This window comes from Paenibacillus sp. PL91 (assembly GCF_012935325.2).
GTDB lineage: Bacteria > Bacillota > Bacilli > Paenibacillales > Paenibacillaceae > Pristimantibacillus.
Genome location: NZ_JABBYG020000003.1, coordinates 313,281 through 330,567, shown reverse-complemented (window position 1 = coordinate 330,567; position 17,287 = coordinate 313,281). Strand labels below are relative to the sequence as shown.

At 47.8% G+C, this 17,287-nt stretch carries 17 protein-coding genes; 14 read left to right on the top strand and 3 right to left on the bottom strand.

The features are described from left to right. From HI950_RS10210 to HI950_RS10150, 13 genes are all read left to right on the top strand, one after another. Entirely contained in the window at positions 1-942 is a 942-nt protein-coding gene (locus HI950_RS10210) for a metal ABC transporter permease (RefSeq protein ID WP_169083736.1), read from the top strand. After that, positions 939-1,808, top strand: a complete 870-nt coding sequence (locus HI950_RS10205) for a metal ABC transporter permease (RefSeq protein WP_169083737.1) — start codon at positions 939-941, stop codon at positions 1,806-1,808. Before HI950_RS10210 ends, HI950_RS10205 begins: the two co-directional genes overlap by 4 nt. A 286-nt stretch (positions 1,809-2,094) precedes the next feature. Further along, positions 2,095-3,522 carry an ABC transporter substrate-binding protein gene (locus tag HI950_RS10200; RefSeq protein WP_169083738.1) on the top strand — a complete coding sequence of 476 codons (1,428 nt, stop codon included), beginning with the start codon at positions 2,095-2,097 and terminating at the stop codon, positions 3,520-3,522. Between the two features lie 184 nt (positions 3,523-3,706). Then, the gene (locus HI950_RS10195; protein ID WP_169083739.1) at positions 3,707-4,459 is read left to right on the top strand and encodes a Cof-type HAD-IIB family hydrolase; all 753 of its coding nucleotides are present in this window, start codon (positions 3,707-3,709) and stop codon (positions 4,457-4,459) included. Between the two features lie 7 nt (positions 4,460-4,466). Then, entirely contained in the window at positions 4,467-4,949 is a 483-nt protein-coding gene (locus HI950_RS10190) for a DUF456 domain-containing protein (RefSeq protein WP_169083740.1), read from the top strand. A gap of 31 nt (positions 4,950-4,980) precedes the next feature. Further along, a complete protein-coding gene (locus HI950_RS10185) occupies positions 4,981-5,706 on the top strand; it encodes a ThuA domain-containing protein (RefSeq protein ID WP_169084015.1) in 726 nt (241 codons plus the stop codon). Positions 5,707-5,726: 20 nt separating this feature from the next. After that, a complete protein-coding gene (locus tag HI950_RS10180) occupies positions 5,727-7,370 on the top strand; it encodes a putative polysaccharide biosynthesis protein (RefSeq protein ID WP_169083741.1) in 1,644 nt (547 codons plus the stop codon). A 261-nt stretch (positions 7,371-7,631) separates the two neighbouring features. Further along, positions 7,632-9,251 carry a copper amine oxidase N-terminal domain-containing protein gene (locus HI950_RS10175; protein WP_169083742.1) on the top strand — a complete coding sequence of 540 codons (1,620 nt, stop codon included), beginning with the start codon at positions 7,632-7,634 and terminating at the stop codon, positions 9,249-9,251. A 63-nt stretch (positions 9,252-9,314) separates the two neighbouring features. Beyond that, positions 9,315-9,662 carry a thioredoxin family protein gene (locus tag HI950_RS10170; RefSeq protein WP_169083743.1) on the top strand — a complete coding sequence of 116 codons (348 nt, stop codon included), beginning with the start codon at positions 9,315-9,317 and terminating at the stop codon, positions 9,660-9,662. A 162-nt stretch (positions 9,663-9,824) separates the two neighbouring features. Continuing rightward, positions 9,825-10,754 (top strand): COX15/CtaA family protein, encoded by a 930-nt coding sequence (locus HI950_RS10165; RefSeq protein ID WP_169083744.1) that lies wholly within the window; start codon positions 9,825-9,827, stop codon positions 10,752-10,754. Then, positions 10,754-12,517, top strand: a complete 1,764-nt coding sequence (locus HI950_RS10160; protein WP_169083745.1) for a UbiD family decarboxylase — start codon at positions 10,754-10,756, stop codon at positions 12,515-12,517. The genes HI950_RS10165 and HI950_RS10160 overlap by 1 nt, the downstream gene beginning before the upstream one ends. 50 nt (positions 12,518-12,567) lie before the next feature. After that, on the top strand, positions 12,568-13,278 hold the full coding sequence (locus tag HI950_RS10155; RefSeq protein ID WP_169083746.1) for a Cthe_2314 family HEPN domain-containing protein: 711 nt from the start codon (positions 12,568-12,570) through the stop codon (positions 13,276-13,278). A gap of 19 nt (positions 13,279-13,297) precedes the next feature. Next, positions 13,298-14,080 (top strand): SDR family oxidoreductase, encoded by a 783-nt coding sequence (locus tag HI950_RS10150; RefSeq protein WP_169083747.1) that lies wholly within the window; start codon positions 13,298-13,300, stop codon positions 14,078-14,080. Positions 14,081-14,210: 130 nt separating this feature from the next. On the opposite strand, the gene HI950_RS10145 is transcribed toward HI950_RS10150, so the two are convergent. Beyond that, entirely contained in the window at positions 14,211-14,456 is a 246-nt protein-coding gene (locus HI950_RS10145; RefSeq protein WP_053372062.1) for a NifU family protein, read from the bottom strand. Positions 14,457-14,542: 86 nt separating this feature from the next. Between HI950_RS10145 and HI950_RS10140 the strand changes: the two genes are divergently transcribed. Beyond that, on the top strand, positions 14,543-14,815 hold the full coding sequence (locus HI950_RS10140; RefSeq protein WP_169083748.1) for a YuzB family protein: 273 nt from the start codon (positions 14,543-14,545) through the stop codon (positions 14,813-14,815). Between the two features lie 15 nt (positions 14,816-14,830). On the opposite strand, the gene HI950_RS10135 is transcribed toward HI950_RS10140, so the two are convergent. Both HI950_RS10135 and mqnE read right to left on the bottom strand, forming a co-directional pair. After that, positions 14,831-15,898: an NAD(P)/FAD-dependent oxidoreductase gene (locus tag HI950_RS10135; protein ID WP_169083749.1), complete on the bottom strand. Its 1,068-nt coding sequence runs from the start codon at positions 15,896-15,898 to the stop codon at positions 14,831-14,833. A gap of 63 nt (positions 15,899-15,961) precedes the next feature. After that, a complete protein-coding gene (gene mqnE, locus HI950_RS10130; RefSeq protein ID WP_169083750.1) occupies positions 15,962-17,065 on the bottom strand; it encodes an aminofutalosine synthase MqnE in 1,104 nt (367 codons plus the stop codon). Positions 17,066-17,287: the final 222 nt, after the last annotated feature.

The following is a 17,287-nucleotide window of genomic DNA, read 5'->3' as shown; positions in this document are numbered from 1 at the left end:
ATGGATAAAATATGGTCAATGCTAGCGGATCCGAACATGCAGTGGATTTTCCTCGGCTGTACGATGCTAGGGCTAAGCAGTGGTGTTATCGGATGTTTCTCTTATTTGAGAAAGCAAAGCTTGATGGGCGATACGTTAGCTCATGCTGCTTTGCCTGGGATATGCATAGCTTTTATGCTTACGGGCATCAAATCGATTGGTCTATTCCTGATCGGTGCGGGCATTGCCGGCATTGTCGCAACGTTTGGCATCGGTTATATAACGAGGAATTCCAAGCTCAAGCAGGATGCGGCAATGGGCATCGTGTTATCTGGTTTTTTTGGACTCGGAATTGTTCTGCTTACGTTAATTCAGCATGGCAATTACGGCAATCAGGCAGGTTTGGATAAGTTTCTGTTCGGCCAGGCAGCATCCATGATCGCCTCGGATGTTATTACGATGACTGTTGTCTGCGTGTCGCTCATTACGATTTGCACCCTGCTCTTTAAACAATTCAAAATTATCTCCTTTGATCCGGGCTTTGCTAGAGGCATCGGCTATCCGGTAGCTTTTCTCGAGCAGCTGCTTATGTTTCTAATCGTAGTAGCCGTCGTTGCCGGCATACAGGCGGTAGGGGTCGTGCTTGTGGCGGCGCTGCTTATCACGCCTGCCGTATCGGCGAGGTATTGGACGGATCGACTAGGGCTTATGGTCGTGCTGTCCGGCTTGTTCGGCGCTGTCAGCGGCGCAGCAGGCACATGGATTAGCGCGTCTGTATCAAACTTGCCAACCGGGCCCGTAACGGTTCTAGCGGCTACTCTGCTCTTCTGTATTTCGATTCTGTTCGGCCCTCAGCGAGGCGTAATTGCCAAGCGGCTGCTGCGCCAAAAAGTTAAGCAGCGCTTTATGCGGGACAATGAGCTGCAGCTTGATAGCGGCGTGAAAAAGGAGGCTGCCCTATGAGCGACTTTTGGATTTTGCTTACAGGCGCACTCGTAGCTAGCTGCTGCGGCGTTTTAGGCGTATTCCTTGTGCTTCGCAAAATGGCGATGATAGGCGATGCCATTAGCCACTCCGTTATGCCGGGTATCGTAATCGCGTTTTTGCTAAGCGGCTCTCGCGATTCGCTGCTTATGATGTTCGCAGCACTCTTATGCGGCCTGCTGACAACCTTTCTAATTCAAATGTTCCAGCAAAGCGGCATTCAATCGGATGCTTCGATCGGGGTTGTGTTTACAGCGCTGTTTGCGATCGGGGTCGTTCTCGTCAGCTTATATGCACGTCAGGTGCATTTGGACCAGGATGCCATTTTGTACGGCGAAATTGCTTATGTGCACTGGAATATATGGGAGCTCGGCGGTGTCAATATGGGGCCGAAGGCCGTGTGGCTGCTCGGAGTAACGCTGTTTGTCATCGTGACGGTAATCGCATTATTTTACAAGCAATTTAAGCTATGTGCATTCGATCCGGCGCTGGCAGCGGCAATCGGCATTCCTGTAGCTGTATTTCATTATTTGCTGATGGGCCTCGTCTCAATGGCAACGGTCAGCTCCTTTGAGAGTGTAGGTGCTATTCTTGTCGTAGGGCTGCTGATCATACCAGCCTCCACAGCTTATCTGCTTACTGATCGACTTGGTATCATGATCGCGCTAAGCGTAACTGTTGGCATCGCAAGCTCATTCATCGGCTACGGGGCGGCAGTCATGCTGGATGCTTCGATTGCAGGCTGCATGGTATGTGCGGCAGCGCTGCTGTTTGTTATTGCCTTTCTATTCTCGCCTTCGCAGGGAGTGATTATGAAGAAGCTGCGCATGAGAAGACTGGCTTAATCGAGTAGCGGAATAAAGGTAGAAAGCATCCGATTATTATCGGATGTTTTTTTTATTGTAAAAAGGAAGCAAATAAATTTGAAACCATTGTAGGAGAACCTATTAAGCTGTACGGAAGCAAGTTGAGATTTGGATCAGGAAGTATGCCTTCGCGGATTTTAGCCTTGTCCACTTTTTTATTAATAACCTCCTAATATTAATCAATTTTTGCAACTTTTATCCAGTAACACTCGTACTATATTTGGTACATATTAGGAGTGAATAAAAAAGGAGAGAGGAAATTTAAATGAAAGCATTGTCTAAATTTGTTTTGCCATTTGTAATCCTTGCCATTATTTTATCAGGCTGCAGCTTTGGAGGAGACAATAAGGGAACGGATAATAATGAGCCATCAACGCTGAAAGTTATGTATTACGATGAAGGGGCTTTCTTCCAGGAATACGGCATGGTGTTCTCGGCCTTGCACCCAAATGTTGAAATTGAGGTTATATCTAACCAAAGTATGTATACAGGTGATCCGAAGGACTATGACGCTGCACTGGACAAGCTGATTGAAGAGAAGCAGCCTGATATCCTTATGCTGACTTCTGATCAGTACAAGAAGATGGCACTCGACAACAAGCTTTATGATCTTGATGCTGTGATGGAGAAAGAGAAATATGACACGGAAGGACTCATCCCAGGCATGATTGATTATTTGAGAGAAGAGGGCGGCGGCAAGCTGTACGCTATTTCTCCGAATTTTTATAGCCAGGTTTTATTCTATAACAAGGATTTGTTTGAGAAATACCAAATCGAGCTTCCGACAGACCGGATGAGCTGGGATGCTGTTTTGCAGCTTGCCCGCCGATTTCCGACAGATGGAGAACCAAAGGATCGGATTTATGGTTTGAAAATGGGTTATAACGAGGAGCTATTTGACGTAGCAAGCATGTTTGCAACTTCTGAAGGCGTTAATTTTGTGAATGCGGCGCAAAAGCAAATGACGATCAATACAGATTCTTGGAAACATGCGATCCAGACTGCACTTGATGCGTTCGATTCGAAGGCGCTCTTTTTTGAGAGCATGAATAATCAAGAGTCAAATATGGCGCAATCGTATGAGGATTATTTGTTACGGGATCCTTTCGTATCCGGCCGCTTGGCAATGGCAATTGGAGACAGCAACTATGTCACTCAAATTAAGCAAGCGAGCAGCAATGAAAAGCTTAAAGATAAAGTTATTAAAAACTGGGATTTAGTTACCGTTCCGGTCGGACAGCAAAATCCGGATCAATCCAGTATGACGTCTTTCAATAATTTGTTTGCAATAAAAGCGGATTCCCCGAACAAGGAAACGGCTTGGGAGTTCCTTCGTTATGTGACTAGCGAGGAATACGCAAGGGTAAAAACGAAGTCTAACAATTATGGCGGCTTGCCCGTTCGAACAAAATATATAACGGACCCTGAAGGGCGCAATTTCGCGGCATTTTATAATTTGAAGCCAAGCAATAACAATAGCTATCGGGATTTTGAAAAGCTGCCGCAAAGCTTCTGGGGAGAGTTTAGAATGGCTGCCCAGGAAGAGCTTCAGAAGGTGAAGGATGACAAGCAGACTGTAGAGGAAGCGCTTGGCATTTTGCAGGTGAAAGGACAGGAGATGCTCCTCAAGGAGGATCCGGCCGTTCCGGAAGAGGCGCCGTCAACTGAAGTGAACACAACCGTCGTAGAGTAAACTATAGAGATTTGGATCTGGGGAGCAAGCTGTCGCGTTTAAGCGGGGCTTTCTCCTTTTTGTTATGTTCTTATGTGGTTTGAAATTGTGGAGCGACTTTCATTTGGAATCTGTCGCAAATGTGCTAAAATAATTTACTAGCTAGGTAAAATAAGTGATACGGCTTTTACGAGGAGGCACAATATTGGGAGATTACAAATTGCTTGCGCTCGACATGGACGGGACGCTGCTGAATGAGCAAAGTGAAATTAGCGCTGAAAATGCGGAGTGGATTCAAAAAGCGCTTGATGCAGGAGTTATTGTCAGCTTCTCAACCGGAAGGGGCTTTCGCAGCGCGCTGCCTTATGCGGAGCAGCTAAAGCTGGAGACGCCAATGATTACGGTAAACGGCAGTGAAATATGGCATCGACCACATGTGCTGCATAAGCGCACGCATCTTAGCGCTGTCTATGTACAGAGGCTGCATGAGCTTGCGCTTTCGCATGGCGAGCCATGGTTTTGGGCTTATACGGCCGATGATATTTTTAATAAGGAAAAATGGATTAACCCCGCTGATGATTATGCATCGCATCATTGGTTGAAGTTCGGCTATTATACGGAGGATGACAGCATCAGAGAGAAGCTGCTTGCCGAAGTGCAGAGCTGGGGAGCGCTTGAGATTACGAATTCCTCGCCTCATAATTTGGAGCTTAATCCGCTCGGCATCTCGAAGGCGAGCGCGCTTCAAGAGCTATGCGGTCTGCTTCATATCGAAATGTCGCAGGTTATTGCTGTTGGGGACAGCTTGAATGATATTGCTGCCATCCGTGAGGCTGGACTTGGCGTAGCGATGGGCAATGCACAGGAAGCGGTGAAGGAAGCGGCCGACTTTATTACCTTTACGAATAACGAGCATGGCGTAGCAGAGGTAATCAAGCGGTACGTTTTGAAGGGATGAGGAACGTATGGATATTTTAGGCTGGACATTAGTCATATTGCTGTTTGTTGTGGGGATGGCCGGGGCCATCTATCCGATCCTGCCAGGAGCACTTGCCATATATGGCGCATTTTTTGTATATGGTTGGTTTTTTACGTTTAGCGAATTTGGTTTTTGGTTTTGGAGTTTTCAGACGATCATTGTTGTCGTGCTGTTTATCGCCGATTATGCCGTCAGCGCCTGGGGCGTCAAACGATTTGGAGGCTCACGAGCCTCGGTTATCGGCAGTACGATCGGCCTAATCTTCGGACCCTTTGTCATACCCGCATTTGGTCTTATTATCGGTCCTTTCGCTGGTGCTGTAATAGGAGAAGTCATTATTGGAACCAACTTTAAAAATTCGCTTAAGGTAGGTCTCGGATCTGTCGTTGGCCTATTCACCAGCGTTGTTGTGAAATTTATTTTGCAGCTGGCTATGATCGTGCTGTTTGTGTTGTGGCTTGTTTTCTAGAAGGGATCAATCAATGAAAAGGTGGAAGACGATGATTAAGGTAACGATTTGGAATGAATTTTTGCATGAGAAAATTCACGATGCAGTTAAGAGCGTCTATCCGGACGGCATTCATCACGCTTTGGCCAAAGGGATTGCAAGCGGTGATATTGAAGTTGCGACAGCGACGCTGGAGGAGCCTGAACACGGACTTACAGAGGAGCGTCTAGCGAATACGGATGTTCTGATTTGGTGGGGACATATGGGGCATGACCAGGTCGATGATGTCATTGTAGAGCGTGTTCAGCAGCGCGTGCTTGGGGGCATGGGCTTGATTGTTCTGCATTCGGGCCATTTCTCGAAAATTTTCAAAAAGCTGATGGGTACGGGCTGTGATTTGAAATGGCGTGAAGCGGGCGAGAAGGAGCGGATTTGGGTCGTTAATCCGGCACATCCGATTGCGGCTGGCTTGCCGGAATACATTACGCTGGAGCATGAGGAGATGTATGGTGAACACTTCGATATCCCTGCGCCAGACGAGCTTGTATTCGTAAGCTGGTTCGAGGGTGGAGAAGTATTCCGCAGCGGCTGTACATTTAGTCGCGGCCAAGGCAAAATCTTTTATTTCCGTCCGGGGCATGAAACATACCCAACATACTATAACCCGCAGGTGCTGCAGGTCATTCAGAACGCCGTACGCTGGGCAGTGCCATCGAACACGGCAGTGCCTGTTCGCGGCAACCACCAGCCGCTTGAGCCCATTGGCAATAAAGGATAGGGAGACTTGGACAGACCATTATGTTAAAAAAAGACTCATTAATTAAAGGCACGCTAATACTGGCTGCCGCTGCGCTGATCGTGCGGTTTCTTGGGCTATTCCAACGGATACCGCTCGATTATATGCTTGGCCCTGCAGGGCAGGCGGCCTTTAACTCTGCCAACACGATTTATTTATTGCTTCTTACTATCGCAACAGGAGGAATTCCACTCTCCATAAGCAGAATGATTTCGCAGCGTTATGCGCTTGGCCGAGCTGACGAAGCTAAGCGTATTTACAAAGCGGCATTGATGTTCGGAACGGTAACAGGGCTGCTTCTTGCTACCGCTATGTTCGTCTTTGCACCCGCTTATGAAAGAATTTCGAAGGTGCCGGATTCCGTCTTATCTTTGCAGGCAATCGCTCCAGCGCTGCTGCTGTTTCCGATAATCGCGATGATGCGCGGTTATTTTCAAGGCAGACAAATTATGGCCGCTGGCGGCATATCGCAAATTATGGAGCAAATTTTAAGGCTGATCGGCGGAATCGGGCTGGCGCTTATTGTACTCGGCTGGGGCTGGGGCGATAAGTATGGAGCTGCGGCAATTGCCTTTGGCTCCGTACTCGGAAGTGTTGGCGCCTTCTCGGTCATGATGTGGTTTTGGCACAAGCTGAAGAAACAGGATCAAGCGGAGCATTCGAAATCCTCCTCTGTAGGACAGGATAAGCTGCCAAGTGCAAGCTCCAACTTGCCTTATCGTACGATTTATAAGGAAATATTCCGTACTTCCATTCCAGCAGTTGTGACGGCAATGACGGTGCAATTTTTGTACTTTTTTGATATGACGCTGTTTATGAGGCTGACGCAGTCTTTCTATAATGAAAATTCGGCAACGAGAGTTTTGGCTGATTATACGACGAAGGCGATGGGGATTGCCGGCATACCGCCGATTTTGGCTATTGCGCTTGGCGCGTCTATTATTCCAGTCATTTCATCGGCATTTTCGCTTAACAACATGAAGGAAGTGCAGCGTCAATCGTCGCTAGTCATGCGGATCGTTTGTTTTACAGGCGTACCGGTTGCCTTGCTGTTGACTGTAGCTTCTTATTCCGTTACAGGACTATTGTTTACAAGCCCAGGCGGAAGCGGCACAGTAGCTATGCTTACGGCGGGTGCGATTTTTCAAATTACGATGATGACGTCCAATTCGATTTTGTATGGATTAAATCAGCCCAAGCTGCCTATGAACAATACCTTTATCGGACTGGGGCTGAAGGTCGTTTCGAGCATTGCGCTTGCGCCAGTACTTGGCGTATATGGTCTTATAATTGGTTCAACCATTTGCTTTATCGTCATTACTCTGCTTAACATGCGAGCGATCAACAAAGAAGTTAAGCTGAACGTGCTTGGCAGCAAATGGCTTGCCTACATGGCAGCAATTGCTGTGCCAGCCTTGGCTGGTTGGGGAGCAGAGTATGGCGTGCTGGCGCTGACGGAGTCATGGGCGAACAAGCTGTCATATTTGGCAGCGGGAGCAGTGACATCGCTTGTAGTTGGCGGACTGTACGTCATCTTGCTGGCAGCGCTTCGGGTCATTACGCCTGAGGATGTGCGCTCATTCCCTGGGCCGCTGCGTAAGGGGTTAAATCTTGTTTTAAAACCGTTCTATAAAAAAGCGGTTTAAAATAGGTCAAGAAGATGACGCAGCCTGCTTGACGGGCTGCGTCATTTTTCATTTTTTCGATTATACAGTCGTTTGGAATGAGCGGCAGGAGCTCGTAGATATCAAGACGCTACACTCGCCATTTTTAGCGAAAAAAACCTTACAAATTCGACAAAACTAGCTCTTTCCATACATTTACAATACATAGTGTCTCCTGTACAATAAGTAGAGTTTGTAAATAAAAAAGGACTTATACTTGGCATTATAAAAGGAGACGTATGAATGAAGAAATTTTTTGCAAAACCAAGCAAGCTGATCGTATTATTATTAGCATTCACGCTCGTTTTTGTGGCAGGCTGTCAGGCGGTTTCTAATCTCGATTTCAATACGGTATTAAAAAATTCTCTCAAGGTGACATCGAGCGAAAGCAAACAATCGGTAGAGCTCAAGCTTCTGCTGGATGAAGCAGCGTACGAGGGCGCACCCGAAGAGGAGATTGCCTTGATGAAGCTGATTTCCAATTTGAAACTTCAGCTGGATAACATAAAAGCGGAGGATAGCTCGCATGTATCCTTTGACGGCAGTTTGATTTTTGGGGATGCAGCATCCATTAAATTCTCGTTGAAAATGTCCGATAAGCTCGCGGTTATGGAGCTGGAGGGCGCAAAGCAGCCATTTGTGCTTGATCTGACGAGTGAGGGCTTGCTTGGATTGACGGGCATGTCAGATTTGACAGGTTTGTCTGAAGAAGTTGTTGCCACGGATGCGCCTAAGCTGGATGAAGCTGCTCTTACGGAGCTTGGTCATCAAATGATTGATACGATCGGCACTTACGTCATTCATAATTTACCGAATCCGGAGCGCATCGAAGTAAAGCCCGTGACGGAATCGATATATGGTACACCAACCTCTTTGATGCACGTACATATCGATCTGGATGGGCCTGAAATTTGGACGTGGGTGAAAAAATATGTGGATGCGCTTGTGACTGACCGTGCTGGCTTGGATAAAATGATAGCTGGCGTGTTCGAAATCCTCGAAAAAAACCCGGATATATGGGCTGCTGCGGGAACGATTAATCCTCTAGCGGGCAGCGGGCTTGATGCTCCTGATTCAGCGGAAGCTTTGAAGGAAGCATCCGATGGCATTGCGCTTCTTCTGACCGAATTGCAGGGCGAGCTGAACCAGCTTGCAGAAGAGGATCAAGAAATGATTGATGAAATCTTAAGCAAGGAATTGACGATTAAAGCAGACGTATACGTAGACAGCAAGCTTGATATCCGTAAGCAAGCCTATGAGCTGTCTTATGTGCCAAGCGTGGACCTGGAATATGGCGTACTTCCGGTGAAAGGCTTGACAATCAAGGTCGAGAGCGAGTCTTGGAATGTGAATGGCACGGTAAAAGCGGAAGCGCCTGTCGCATCGGAAACGGCTGTTCCGGTTGGAAAACTATTCGACATGCAGGGCTACCAAGTGCTCAAGCAGTTTAATGAGAACTCAATCATGTATGATCTGCTCAAAAATAAGTTTCATATCAATAAACAAAACATTACTTGGGACTCATACCAGTATTATAATCCGGTCATTGTGACAGCCAGCCATGTGACGATCATTCCGCTTCGCGATACGGTTGAACAGCTTGGAGGCAATCTAACTTACGATACGAAGACGAAAAGCTTAAAAGTATTTGACGAAGCGACGAACACAACGATTCTGCTGAAGAACGGCAGCGATGCCGCAGTTGTGAATGGCAAGAACGTAACATGGTCATTCCCAGTTACCGTAATTGACGGAGTAACCTATGTCCCGGCTCGCAATTTGGCTAATGCGCTGAAAGCAAAGATTGGCTGGACGGATATTAGCGATGAAATGAGAATATTTGCGCTTGATCGGGAAGTCTAAGAAGAAGCGACTGTAGCGAACAATAACGTAAACTATTTAATAAGTTTAATTCAGGGGTGCCACATGAAAAAGCTAACGACGGATGAGCAGTTTCGCGAGGCTGTTGCCAGCGAAGGACTCACGATTGCCGTATTCAAAACGACTTGGTGCAAGGATTGTCACTTTATTGACCCATTTATGCCGGATCTAGAGCGTCAATATGAAGAAAAGGTTGCTTTCGTAGAGCTTGACCGCGATGACCTTCCAGACCTATGCTCCGAGCTGAACATTTTAGGCATTCCAAGCTTTATCGCTTTCCGGAACAGTCAGGAGCTGGTGCGGTTTGTAAGCAAGCTGCGCAAGTCACGCGAGGAAATCGAGGAGTTTGTAGATCGAGCCATACAAGTCAGCGATGCGCTGACCCATAAGTAAATCGCTAGTCCGCGCTTGAGGAGGAAGCATTACCTCTCGCGCGGGCTTTCCTTTTTTTTATCGCGCTTCTACTCGGAAGTGTCACATTTTCAACATGGCTTTTGCCTTTTTTTATAGCTATAATTGAACTGTTATTAAAACACGAAATAAGGTGATTTTATTATGGTAACCGGGCGTTTTCGCGCGTTAGCTATCGCAGCGTGCATCGGGATGCTTCTTGTACTGCTCGGCGGGGCATTAGTCACGAATACTGAATCAGGACGCGGCTGCGGTGACGACTGGCCCTTGTGTCATGGAAAGTTTATACCTGCTTATACGATTGAATCCATGATTGAATATTCGCATCGGCTTGTAACCGGCTTTGAAGGCTTGCTCGTTTTCGCTACTTGCCTTTCGATGTTTTTGAAGTTTAGAAAAAACCGCAAAGGATACAGCGAGCCATTGTTCTATGCGGGAGGCGCATTGCTGTTCACCATTATTCAAGCTTTAATGGGTGCGGCAGCGGTCATGTGGCCGCAATCGCCGCCAATTATGGCGATTCACTTCGGCATATCGTTAATTGCATTCGCCTCGACATTGCTGCTGGTGATCTGGACGTTTAGGGCCAAAAACGGGCCGCCTGTGGAATTCAAAGTACCGAGCTCGATTTTTCCGCGCGTGCTGCTTACAGCTATTTTTTGCTACATTGTCGTCTATTTGGGCGCATTCATTCGGCATACCGATTCAGGCGGAGGCTGCATAGGATGGCCGTTATGCAACGGGGAGGTCGTTCCGGAGATTAGCGGCGCAACAGGAGCCGTCTTCATACACCGGATCGCTGCCATGACGCTGGCAATCTGCTTGGCTGGCTTATTTGTCCACATTCGCAAAGTAAGCGTTGGCGGAGCGGGCTTAACGAAGTCGGCTGCATGGACGTTAGGGCTTGTTGTTACGCAAATATTCAGCGGTGCGCTGCTGACATACACGATTTCGAATTCGAATTGGTTTTTGTTCACCAATTTATTGCATAATTTGATTGTTACCGGGTTGTTTGGCATTTTAATGGATATATTAATTCGTTCGTGGCGGCTAAGGGAAGGGCGTGGAGGTTAGTGAGCTTTAAAAATTTACGTGAATTTTTGGACGTGCTAAAGCGTGAAAATGATTTGGCAATTATAGATGCTCCTGTAGATCCCAATCTTGAGGTAGCAGAAATTCATCGGCGTGTAATCGATGCGGGAGGACCTGCGTTATTGTTCACGAACGTCAAAGGGAGTCCTTTCCCGATCGTGACGAATTTGTTCGGGACAAGCCGCAGGGTTGATCTAGCCTTCGGGCCAAGGCCTGAAGCGCTTATGAAACAAATAATAGGGGCTGTTGACCGCGTTCTGCCGCCGACGCCAAAGGCGATTTGGGGCGAGAAAAACTTAATATGGGATATGCTGAAGGTGGGAATGAAAGAGGTTCCTGCCAGCAGCGCTCCTATTCTACAGGCCTGCAAACGTGAAAATCCGCTTGCAGGTTTGCCTGCGATTACAAGCTGGCAAGATGACGGCGGGCCATTTATTACGCTGCCGCTCGTCTATACGGAGCATCCCGAGCATCGCAAACAGCATAATCTCGGCATGTACAGAATGCAAATTTTCGATGACTCTACAACAGGGATGCATTGGCAAATACATAAAGGCGGCGGCTTCCATTACCATGAAGCAGAGAAGCGTAATGAAGCGCTGCCGGTTTCCGTTTTTCTCGGAGGGCCTCCCGCTCTGATTGCTTCCGCGATAGCTCCTGTACCCGAGCATCTGCCTGAGCTGCTGCTTGCATCGCTCATTATGGGCGGCAAGCTGCCGATCGTCAAAGATCCAAACGGAGCGCATCGCATTCCGTCAGAAGCAGAATTTGTACTAAGCGGCCATGTGCCGCCGCATATTAAGAGAGCGGAAGGACCTTTCGGCGATCATTACGGCTATTACTCATTAATGCATGATTTCCCAGTATTCAATGTCAGCCATATGTGGCATCGCAAGGATGCTATTTATCCGGCAACGATAGTCGGCAAGCCGCGCCAAGAGGATTATTATATGGGCGAATTTTTGCAAAAGCTTCTCTCGCCGGCATTTCCGATGGCGATGCCTGGCGTTAAGGATTTATGGACTTACGCAGAGACGGGCTTCCATGCGCTTGCTGCAGCTGTCGTTAGGGAAAGCTATTCACGCGAAGCACTGACATCTGCATTCCGCATTCTGGGAGAGGGACAGCTAACGCTTACCAAATTCCTAATCGTGACGAACCAGTCTGTCGAGCTTGAAAATTTTCCAGTGCTGCTTGAAACGGTTCTTGAGCGCTTCCGCCCGGAAACCGATTTGTTTATATTCGATAATACATCGCACGATACGCTCGATTATACAGGCGGCAAGCTAAACCACGGCAGTAAAGGAGTTATGCTTGGTGTTGGCGAGCCGGTTCGTGAGCTTCCAAGCACGTATACCGAAGGGGCAATCGATGAGATCACGGCTGCACAGCCTTATTGTCGGGGCTGCTTAGTCGTATCCGGAGCATCCTATGAGCAGGAGCCAAAGCTGGCACAGCGGCTGCTTGAGCGTCTGTCTGAGAAGGATACAGAGTGGCCGCTCGTTATTCTCGCCGATGATGCAGCTATCGCGGCCGCGCAAACGCCGTTTTTGTGGACGGTATTCACGCGGTTCAATCCGGCTGATGATATTTATGCGAATTCCGATATTCGCCGCCACCACTTTGGCTATAAGCTTCCTGTCGTAATCGATGCGAGAATGAAGCCGGGTTATCCGGATGAGCTGTTCCCGCGCGAGGATATCGTGAAGCTGGTAGATAAACGGTGGAGCGAATACAAGCTGTAATTTTACCGAAATGAAAAATCGTTATTTTGTGATGAAAGGACTGTTCGATTATGCTGCGTTTCCTGTTTGATGAACCCTTGAGAGAAGCGGAAGGAACCCTTGCAGAAACGTTCCGTTTAATGGATCAGTTCGTTTCCTCTTTGTCCAAAAAAATGGCGGAAGGCGGAGACACCCATAAGCTTCGGAAATACGAAATATGGACGTTAGGTCTCCGCTCGTCCTTGGATGAGCTTGAACAAAGCCACTATGTTGCGTTTCATTTTCAGCATAAAATTACCTCCTCCTCGGTTAAGCAAATGACAGCTGAGGAGAGAATCCATTATAATCGATATATCTACTTCGATAAAAACGCTTTCATCCGCGTCTTTTCTTTGCTCGACAAGCTTGGCACATTGCTAAATGAGCTTTTAGACATGAGAACGGAGCGGATAAAGTCACATTTCTCCTATTTTACGGTTTTGCGCAATATGCGCGAGAAGAAAGCGCATCCGGAGCTGACATGGAAGCTGAACGATGTGAAGGAGAAATACAAGGAACCGATGACTAGGCTGCGCAAGCGCAGAAATACCGAAATTCATTATATGAACTCGGAAATGCAGGATGATCTGATTCAAAGCAGCCGTATGTACGGTGAGGAGATCAAACTCGAAAACCTAGCTGAGCAATCGGCTGATTTGACGCAGGGGCTGTATTTGGCGATGGAATCGCTGCTGCTGACGTTTCAATATGCATGCGGATTAATGCGAAACAAGCATCAATAATCCCGAAGGGGGAACACTCGTGGGACTTAAGGGCAAAACCGCGTTAGTAACAGGCAGCGCGAAGGGGCTTGGCAAACGAACGGCGCTTCAGCTTGCTGAGCAAGGCTGCAATGTTGTTATTAATTACTACGAGAGCGAACTTGAAGCAAGACAGGTAAAGGCACAGATTGAGCAGCTTGGTGTAAAAGCGATTACCGTGCAAGCTGATATTGCAACGACTGAAGGCGCCGCGAAGCTTGCTGATGCAGCGGAGCAATGGGCTGGAGGCGTTGACATCCTTGTCAATAATGCTGGGCCCTTCGTTCGCAAGCGACGACTCTTCAGCGAATACGATGAGGAAACAATCATCAGGTTACTGCATGGCAATTTGTTAGGCGTTATGCTGCTTGACCATCGTCTTCTACCGGGCATGCGCGAGCGAAAATGGGGGCGGGTCATCCATTTTGGCTTCGGCCATGCGGGTGAGGCGAGAGCATGGCCGCATCGAGCGGTATATGCCGCCGCTAAAACGGGGCTTGTATCATTCACGAAGTCGTTAGCCGTGGAAGAGGCGCCGCATGGCATCACAGTCAATCTAATCGGTCCTGGCGATATTCGCGGCGTTAACAAGGAGCGGTCCATTGCCGAGGTGGAGGAAGAATACGACAACGAGTCGCCTATCGGGCGCCCCGGAGCGGGGGAGGACGTCGCTCGAGTAGTGCTATTCCTATGCGACAAAAATTCGAATTTCTTAACCGGTAACGTCATCGATGTCACAGGCGGCTTCGATCCGATTGTTGCCAATATCAAAGGCATGTTCTAGCTGTTCGCGCACATGCAAATCGCCGCAAAAAAAGAGTCTTATCAGGAAGCTAGGGAGACATGCTCCGCAGCGCTGATAAGACTCTTCATCATTTGTCAAACTTGAGGCGTGCTTGTTTCGTTCTTATCTATTAGAATACTTGAACGACTTCGACTACACCTTCAACTTCTTCGAGAAGTGCACGTTCGATACCCGCTTTAAGCGTGATCGTCGAGCTTGGGCAGCTTCCGCATGCGCCCATCAGACGAAGCTTGATGATGCCGCCCTCAACGTCCACTAGCTCAACGTCGCCGCCATCGCGCTGCAAAAACGGACGAAGCTTATCGAGTACGTCCAAAACTTCATCGTACATCGTATCTTGTACTTGTTCACTCATTGCAATCATCTCCTTTCTCCCCTATTATAGTACAAAGTGAAGCAATTGAAAATGGATAGTAACTAAGTAAAGTAAGGTGAAGCATAATGTTTAAACCAATGATCGAATTTTGTGCCAGCAACATGCATCATGGCACTGACCGTATAATGAATGAATTTGAGCAAAATGATGAATTCGAAGTAACCGAATATGGCTGCTTAGGAAATTGCGGCGAATGCTATTTGAATCCATTCGCTTTGGTCGATGGCGAGATTGTATCTGCCGAATCGGTGGACGAGCTGCATGCAAACATTTTGAAAGCAATCAAGCAGCAGCAAGCGGATAAAGAAGCGCTTGATAAGCTGCTGGATGATTTGTAAGACTTGTGTGAATGGCTAACCAAGGTGGCGCTTAGAGCGCCAGAGCACGCCGCTCTTCACGAGGCGAGGCACGCGTCCCATAATGGCCGTGCCGCCCATGAGACCGAAGCCGCTCTTCTTGCCAAGCGAGCCGAGCACGCCTTTCAGCTTGATCTTGCCAAGCCGCGGCGTTTTGTCATGCCAAATCGCCTGAAGCACCTCGGCAATTTGCTTGCCTTGGGCGCCAGCAGCTTGACCGCTTGGCGAAAGCGGCAATGCTGCGCAGTCACCCACGATAAACACATCGGTATGGTCAGGCAGCTGATGATACTCATTAATAACCAGTCTTCCTTGATTATCCTTTGGCAAATTCATACGCTGAACGAGCGGCACAGGTTGAATGCCTGCCGTCCATACCGTTACATCCGTATAGATTGGTGCTGTGGAATTGCAATCATGCAAAATGCCGCCTTCGACGCGATGCAAGCCGACATGACCTCTCATCTCCACATGATGCTCCTCGAACCATTCCGAAACAAAAGATTGAAGCTTGCTCGGGAAAGCAGACAGCACGCTCGGACCACGATCCAAAATCCGAATGTTAAGGTCCGGGCGGCTTTCACGGAGCTCTGCTGCAACCTCAACGCCGCTTAGACCGCCGCCTACAATAGAGACCTGACCATAAGGCTTGACGTCATTCAGCTGCATGTAGGTTTTTCTTGCCGCAGAGAAGGTTTGGATGCTGGTCGAGAACTGCTCAGCGCCTTCGATCCCATGATATTTATCCGTGCAGCCAAGACCGATAACTAGCCACTCATACTCGATCGATTCCTGTCCTTCGATGTGGACAAGCTTCAATGCCATATCCACATCTGTTACTTCACCGTATGCCATAGAAATTCTTGGATCAACCGGGAATTTGACACGCAGCTCCAGATCCGAAACCGTTCCAGCGGCAAGCGCGTAATATTCCGTCTTCAAGCCTTGAAACGGCATCCGGTCAACTAATACGATGGAGACATCGATCGGCAGCTGTTTCTCGAGCAATTCATTCGCGATGGCAAGACCGCCATAGCCTCCACCTAAAATAATAAGTTTTCTCATATGATTTCCAACTCCACGCCTCTTGATGATGATTCTATTTTGTGCTTCCGTGCGATCGATTACTCATTCATAAACTTTAATTTCATTGTAAAAGGTATCGCGTTCAACCGGAATGCGGCCCGCGCCTTTAATTAGCCAAATCAAATCCTCGCGAGTAATGCCCTCAGGCGTCAAAGCTCCCGCAGCATGGCTAATTTTTTCCTTCACGATCGTACCGTGAGCATCCGATGCGCCCATCGTAAGGGCAACCTGTGTCAGTTGGACGCCGATGTTGATAAAGTAAGCTTTGATGTGCTGGAAGTTGTCGAGCATCAAACGGCTGATTGCAATGGTCTTTAAATCCTCGAAAGCTGAGTTGCGGCGGCGTATGCCGGCTCTTGGGTTGATCGGCTGCATCGAAAGCGGAATGAATACGAGAAAGCCATTTGTCTCATCCTGTAGCTCGCGAATATGCATCAAGTGGCGAATCCGGTCTTCCTTCGTTTCGATCGATCCATATAGCATCGTCGTGTGCGTCCGTAATCCAAGCTCATGAGCGGTGCGGTGAACCTGCAAATATTGGGTAACGTCGGCTTTTTCGACGCGCATTTTTTTGCGGTAATGATCGGATAAAATTTCAGCGCCGCCGCCAGTCAACGACTGCAAGCCTGCCTTCATTAGCTCTTGAAGCACTTCACGGTAAGTCAGGCCGCTAATGCGCGAGAAAAAATCGATTTCCGCAGCTGTATAGGCCTTAAGCGTAACCTCTGGAAACCGATCCTTCAGCGCTTTAAGCGAGTCCACATAATATTGGAACGGAACATTCGGATTATGGCCGCCTACAATATGGAATTCACGTACGCCAGGGTGGAAGTGCTGCTCCACGTATTCAATCATTTGCTGACCGCTTAGCGTATAAGAACCTTCCTCACCCTCGTCCTTACGGAAATTGCAGAAAGCGCAGTGAGCTTCGCATACGTTTGTAAAATAGAGACTCATGTTCTCGATAAAATAAACCTTTTTACCATTTTTGCGCATAGCGACTTCATTAGCTAGCTGCCCAATCGTTAGAAGATCATCTGATTGATATAAGTAAACACCATCTTCAAGCGTTAAACGCTCCCCATGACGCACCTTCTCAATAATGTGCTGCATATGTGTATCCTCTGTCGGTATAACGACGTTCATGGTCAAGCCTCCTCGATATTATTAGATTGTGAAAAAAAGAACTTTCTTTTCCGTTTAAAGAAGCTGTAACTATTATAAACCTCATACGTAACATGGGCAATAACAAAAGTAATCCATCTTCCAAAAATTAGAAAACGAGCTTGTAGGCAGGCTGCTCTTGAGCAACTGAACAAACTGGAGTATACTACAAATAAGTAAGTGAGCAAGTTAGTGCAATCGAAT